Source organism: Candidatus Melainabacteria bacterium RIFOXYA2_FULL_32_9, from assembly GCA_001784615.1.
Classification (GTDB): Bacteria; Cyanobacteriota; Vampirovibrionia; order Gastranaerophilales; family UBA9579; genus UBA9579.
The window spans coordinates 1-6,553 of sequence record MFRQ01000077.1; the positions used below are offsets into that span (position 1 = coordinate 1).

At 33.1% G+C, this 6,553-nt stretch carries 5 protein-coding genes and 1 pseudogene; 2 read left to right on the top strand and 4 right to left on the bottom strand.

All coding sequences use genetic code 11. The annotated features are described in order from the left end of the window. Positions 1 to 142: 142 nt before the first annotated feature. Together A2255_09770 and A2255_09775 are read right to left on the bottom strand one after the other, a co-directional pair. Complete coding sequence (locus A2255_09770) at positions 143 to 1,276, bottom strand: UDP-N-acetylglucosamine 2-epimerase (GenBank protein OGI20940.1); 1,134 nt, start codon at positions 1,274 to 1,276, stop codon at positions 143 to 145. Positions 1,277 to 1,291: 15 nt separating this feature from the next. Beyond that, entirely contained in the window at positions 1,292 to 2,341 is a 1,050-nt protein-coding gene (locus A2255_09775; protein ID OGI20941.1) for a hypothetical protein, read from the bottom strand. 82 nt (positions 2,342 to 2,423) lie between these two features. Here A2255_09775 and A2255_09780 point away from each other — a divergent pair, with 82 nt between their 5' ends. Both A2255_09780 and A2255_09785 read left to right on the top strand, forming a co-directional pair. Continuing rightward, a complete protein-coding gene (locus A2255_09780) occupies positions 2,424 to 3,413 on the top strand; it encodes a hypothetical protein (GenBank protein OGI20942.1) in 990 nt (329 codons plus the stop codon). Positions 3,414 to 3,861: 448 nt separating this feature from the next. Continuing rightward, entirely contained in the window at positions 3,862 to 4,728 is an 867-nt protein-coding gene (locus tag A2255_09785) for a hypothetical protein (protein OGI20943.1), read from the top strand. Positions 4,729 to 5,518: 790 nt separating this feature from the next. Here A2255_09785 and A2255_09790 read toward each other — a convergent pair. Both A2255_09790 and A2255_09795 read right to left on the bottom strand, forming a co-directional pair. Next, complete coding sequence (locus tag A2255_09790) at positions 5,519 to 5,698, bottom strand: cytochrome C551 (protein OGI20944.1); 180 nt, start codon at positions 5,696 to 5,698, stop codon at positions 5,519 to 5,521. Between the two features lie 211 nt (positions 5,699 to 5,909). After that, a pseudogene (locus A2255_09795) lies at positions 5,910 to 6,553 on the bottom strand (hypothetical protein).

A 6,553-nucleotide genomic window follows, 5' to 3' on the forward strand; every position in this document is an offset into this window, starting at 1 on the left:
TTATAAAAGTGACTTTGTTACTTTGCGGTGATAGTGCGTATTATTGGAAAGATTGATGGCTTAAGACAGTGCGAAGCACCTCGCAATGACATCTACATTATTAGTGCATTTTAATATTTTCTGGGCAAGCACCCTAAATTTACTACGAATACTGACTTAACAGAAAATCCTTATTCTCTTTTAACGCATCAATAATTCTTTTTGATGCTAATCCATCGCCGTAAGGATTTACCGCTGAAGACATTTTATTATACTGTTCTTGTGAATCAAGAAGGCCCTGAACAGTGTTAACAATTTTATCCGTATCAGATCCCACAAGCTTAACAGTTCCATATTCAATGGCTTCAGGTCTTTCAGTTTCATCTCTTAAAACCAAAACAGGTTTTCCAAGAGATGGGGCTTCTTCTTGAATACCTCCAGAATCTGTAAGAATAATATGTGATTCTTTAATTAAATTCGCAAATGGTGCATAATCAAGAGGCTCGATTAATCTAACCCTATCAATATTGTCCAGCATTGAAAATACAGTATTTCTTACATTTGGATTCAAATGAACCGGATAAACAACCTGAATATCAGGATTATTTTTAACTAATATTTGTACTGCTTTACATATATTTTCAAGAGGTTTACCAAAATTTTCTCTTCTATGTGAAGTCAAAAGAATTGTTTTTAGGCTTTTATTCAGGTTTAATCCTGATAAATCTACTTGATGATTATTTACAGTATATAAAAGAGCATCTATAACGGTATTTCCTGTCATATAAGTCTTATCTTTATCTACTCCGGAATTTACCAAAACATCCGCTGATCTACTAGTAGGTGCAAAATAAAAGGATGAAACAGCATCAGCAACTACACGATTAATTTCTTCGGGAAACGGATAGTATTTATTAAAAGTTCTAAGCCCTGCTTCAACATGCCCTATAGGAATTTTTGCATAAAAAGCAGACAGACTTGCTGCAAGGGTTGTTGTAGTATCACCATGTACCAACACCACATGAGGCTTAGATTTCTCATATACTTCTTTCATCTGAAGCAGAACATCAGCTGTTAAATTCCATAAATTTTGATTAGGTTTCATTATATTCAAATCAAAATCAGGCTTAATCTTAAATAATTCAAGAACCTGATCCAGCATTTCTCTATGCTGAGCTGTTACGCAAACTATTGACTCAAAAATATCAGGATTATTATTAAGCTCCATCACAACCGGAGCCATTTTTATGGCTTCTGGTCGTGTTCCAAATACTGTTAAAACTCTAATCTTTTCCAAGCTATTAACTCCTGTCTAAGAATTAAACACTCTAATGACTATGTAAACAAGATAAATTAAATAAAACGCGCCACCACTTATCAGCGCACTCGGTCTTAATATACCTTTATTGGCAACAATATTCAAATATACGATTGCAACAGAAAAATAAACCATTGCAACATTTATAAGAGCATCTGAACTTAAAACCCAAGGAGTAAGTACTATTCCTACTGCTGGAGGAATACAACTTTGAAATACCATAGCCCCGGTTATATTTCCCAAAGCAAGAGTATCTTTTTTAGCCCTTATCCATATTACGCTATTGAATTTTTCAGGCAATTCGGTTGCTATCGGGGCAATAATCAGACTTAGAATAAGAGGATTTATATGCAAAACCTCTGAAATAACTTTTAGTTCTTCAACAAAAAAGTGAGCCAAAAATATAATTCCTACTAGAGATACGAGAACCTGCAAAATAATTGCAGGCATATGCAATAAACCTGGTACATTTATATATCTGGTAAAATATAATGCGTCTAATTCTTCTTGACCACCTTCAGGTATTTTACTTGCTGTTCTTACAGTTAAGAATACATAAACACCATAAATTACAAAAAGTAAAGCAGCTACAAAATACCTAATTGCCGGAACAGGAATAAAAGAAGTCATAATCGCTAAAAAGTAAGCACCCATAAAATAATGGAGATCTCTAAACATAATGATCGTATTAATTGGCATTGCGGCAGTTCTTCTTCCAGAGCGAGTAAAAATAAGAACAGCCATACCCGTTATGAAAAATGCCAACGTTCCAAGCATAAATGGTGCACCAAGAATAGCACCTATACCTATTTCATTACTTACCTCAATATTACCGCCTGTTATATAAGCTCCTACAATAGCCACAATAGGAATAATAGTCTCAGGCAACGCTGTTCCAACCGCTGCTAAAACACTACCTACAGCACCTTCTGATAAGTTTAATTCTTCTCCAAGGTGCTCAATTGCATTTGTGAATATAACGCAGGCCAGGACAATCAGAAATAAGATTATTATCAAACTAACAGATGCTAAAACTAAATCCAAAACTTTCTCCTATCTTATTAACTAATAATCTTAAATTTGTGCTAGAATCATTTTACTAAAAGTATAAGATAAAATAATTAATATGGAAGCAATAAATAAACTAATTGAAATCATAAAAAAAGCGAAAAGCTTAGTGATCCTATCTCATGTTGGTCCTGATGGTGATACACTGGGTTCTATGTTGGCCCTAAAAGAAATTCTAGCTCAATTAGGAACAATAGATAAAATTGACGCCATTATTGTAGGGAAAATCCCTGACTTGTATACCTTTTTGCCTGGAATAGCCGAAGTAAAAAATCCTGGAGACAAGAATTTATATCAAAATTATGACCTGTCTATCACTGTTGATTGTGGTTCAATAGATAGACTTGGTGATTCTGTAGATTTATTTAGAAATGCTAAAGCTTCTGCCAATATAGATCACCACGTGAGTAATACTAATTTTGCGCAAATAAACTGGATTGAGCCAAAAGCATCTTCTACCGGGCAAATATTATATAAAATTATAGAACTATTAAAAGTTAATTTAACTAAAAATATTGCCACAAATTTATATACAGCCATTTTGACAGATACAGGCGGATTTAAATTTGAAAATACCAAGCCTGAAACACTTCAAATTTGCGCAAAACTATTAGAAGCAGGAGTAGATCCAACTTTTATTTATAAAAAATGTTATGAATCAAAAACACTATCCATGGTAAGACTGCAAGCAAGAGCAGTAGACCAGGCAGTTTTCTTAGACGACAACAAAATTGCTTATGCCTCCGTAACCAGACAACTTTTAGACTTATTTGGCGCCTATGATGATCATGTTGATGGAATCTCTGAAACCTTAAGGCAGGTAAATACAGTAGAAGTGGCCTTAGTATTTAAAGAAACCATAAAAGGGGACACAAAAGTAAGTTTTAGAAGTAACGGGCTAAATGTATGTGAAATAGCCAGATTCTTTGGCGGTGGAGGACATAAATTAGCTGCTGGATGCACAGTTCAAAAAAATATTCCTGATTCAATTAATGAAGTGCTTCCAATTGTTAAAAAACAAGTTAGCAAACTATCCCTAAATTCTTAGAAGCTGTCTTGTTAAAGTTGAATCGCCTTGCCAAGCAAGCCGCTTGCAACTTTAACCGCAGTCCAAAAATCGAGCCTGTAATTATTTCATAACCTGATTTTTACATTTTTAACCAGACAGGCTCTTAATTTTATTCTTAAAAGAATTGTCTGATTATTGAATTTAATTCTAAATTCAATAATCTATACTACTTATAGTTATTTTTATCGATTGATAATTAATTTTAGCCAAAATTCTTTGTTTATTCCTTAATTCAGCTATATAAACCATTTTACTGATTTATCAATGAGGAAATTAGATATGAGTAAAAAAAGAATAACGCTTAATCAGGATTATTTTAAGTTAGATGCTAAGTTTGTCAGAAGAGGAATTCCTCAGGAAGAATTAAAACAAGCTTTTAGATTACTTGAAATAAAATTTAAAAGAGCACATAAATATCCTTACGGGCATGAGTAAAACATTAAATTTCATTAAAGATGTAGGAAAAGGGATTCTGGATCACGATTATCCGGGGTTAGCTTCAGAAATGGCTTATAACCTTATCTTATCTCTGTTTCCTTTTGCCATCTTCGCTGTTTCTATATTCGGGCTTTTTGGAACTCCAAATAATATCAACCAGATTATTAATTTGTTAAATGCAGTGGCTCCAACAGAAACCTTGCATTTAATAAGAGATGTTTTAAATGAAATATTTAGATCCAGTTCAACCGGCTTATTAAGCATTATAGCTTTAATAGGTGCACTATGGACATCATCAAGAGCTATTCTTAGTATAGCTAAAGGTATGAATAGAGCTTATGAAGTCCCAGAAACAAGATCTTTTATCAAGTTAAACGGATTAGCCCTTTTAACAGTAATAATGTTCGCTATAGTATTACTAATATCTGTTAACTTGACCATTTTTGGAACTACAATTCTTGAATTTTTAAGTAGATTTTTACCTATTTCCAATGATGTATCTACCACCGTACTTTTAGTTAGATGGCCTATAACTCTTTTTTCTCTTTTTACAATAACGTTAATAATCTATTACTTTCTGCCTAATGTGCACTTTTACAAGAAAAAATTGTTATTAAGCTCAGTTTTTGGATCATTATTTTTTAGCATCTTCTGGCTATTCGGCTCCTGGTTGTTTAGTTTATACGTTGAGAACTTTGCTCGATATAATGCTGTTTACGGTACATTAGGTGCATTTATTGTGCTTCTTATCTGGCTTTATTATACTTCCTTAATTATGCTAATTGGCGGAGAGATCAGTTCTGAACTTTATAAAGTATTTAGCCCCAAGATTGTTGAAGTTAAGAACAAACCATAGCAACATAATCTAATAATTATAGGAATAGTGTTACGCTATGTAATACTGAAATTCCTGAAAATTAATCAGGAAATTTAACGTATATTCCTAATAATAGTCCTTCTTAAGGCTAAAAGTATTTAGCTACATGCATAAGCATGATTGTAAAATTATGTTAAGAAGTTAGGCGAAATAGGAAATTAAGGACAGTATATAGTTTTTATATATATATAAGAGTGATAGCTTATATCATTGTTAGATTCTATCGCGGAGGATATTACCTATGTTCGCAGTTGGAAAAATCGAATGTTCTAGACCAAAACCAGTCGAGACTGCAGGACAAGTTGCAATGAAAGCTCCTGAAGTTAGCAAGCCTTTATTCTCAGAAACTGCTGGCTCAGTTGCTTCTGCAGGTTCCTGTGGTTCTGGTGGGGGCTTAAACGTTATTGCGTAATAACGTTTAAGCAAACCCGGTAATCATTACTGGAAACAGTTAGTATTTAGCTCGCTTATCATAAATAAGTGGCTAGGTTACTAATGGGAAAACGTGATCAGGCTTGGGCCATGTCTCAATTAACAGTACTCTATTGTCACTGTTTAATTGGGCTTGATATAAAGCGTACTTTATAAAGGAGTTTGAGGGTGTTCTTCAGTTAAATAAGCAACACTAATTAGTGTTGCTTATTTAGAATTATTTTTAAAAATTCTTATACAGAAACTTTTAGGTTTCCAAAACAGTCTTTACAATATACAGATTTATCTTCAGAAGGTCTGAAAGGAACCTTAGCTGGTGCGCCACAATCAGAACAGGTTATGTCGTACAATTTTTCTGGGGTCTTCTGTTCATATTTTTTCTGTTATTACGACATTGTGGACAACGTTTTGGTGTGTTTACAAGGCTTTTTGTTTGATAAAATTCTTGTTCACCTGCAGTAAATTCAAAATTACCACCGCATTCTACGCACTGTAAAGTAAGATCTTCGAATGCCATGCCTAAACTTGGCCTCCTTGTTGTTTGTTCTAACTTATCGATTTTAATTTGTAGAATTTTATTGTGTAATTTTCAAGCAAAATATTAAGTTAGAGTATATCCGAAAATTCAAAAAATGACGCTTAGAGATTGCTTCACAAGATAAATTTTATAAAATATCCCTGCTGAAAGGTTCGCAATTGACAACAGAAATTTATTTTCGGATAAGCTCTTAATTAGTATTGGTTGAATTTATAACTGGAGCTTGGCTTTCAATAGCCATATGAAAATCTATATCTTTCTTAACCCTTACAATAAATTTTTTAGCAGCATTAACAGGTACTGCAAAACCTATACCAATGTTAGATTTATTATTGTCAGGATTGTAAATTGACTGACTAATTCCAATAACTTCTCCGTTTGTATTTATAAGTGGTCCACCTGAGCAGCCCGGATTAATTGCAGCATCTGTCTGAATTTTATTTCTTTCATAATCTATTCGACTAACTATACCTGTAGTTAAAGTTTCATTGAAACCAAAAGGGTTTCCTATTGCCAAAACTTTCTGACCGACTTTAATTTTAGAGGAATCTCCAAGCTTAATTGATTGTAGAGATGCATCAGGATTAATTTTTATAAGTGATAAATCATTATTCTCGCCTGTAATTGCAATAAGCTTACCCTTATACTTTTTACCATTATGAAGTATAACGGAAATATTTCCCCCATTATCTGTCACATGGCTACTAGTTAATATAATTCCTCTGGGATCAATGATACATCCCGTTCCACTTGATGTACCATCGTCAATATCGACATCAATTGCAACTATTGAAGGGCAAATTTTCTCATATACGTATATATTTATTTGTTCAT

Coding starts and splice junctions, on each gene's coding strand:
- A2255_09780 (OGI20942.1), top strand. CDS start 2,424: ATGGAAGCAATAAATAAACTAATTGAAATCATAAAAAAAGCGAAAAGC.
- A2255_09785 (OGI20943.1), top strand. CDS start 3,862: ATGAGTAAAACATTAAATTTCATTAAAGATGTAGGAAAAGGGATTCTG.
- A2255_09790 (OGI20944.1), bottom strand. CDS start 5,698: ATGGCATTCGAAGATCTTACTTTACAGTGCGTAGAATGCGGTGGTAAT.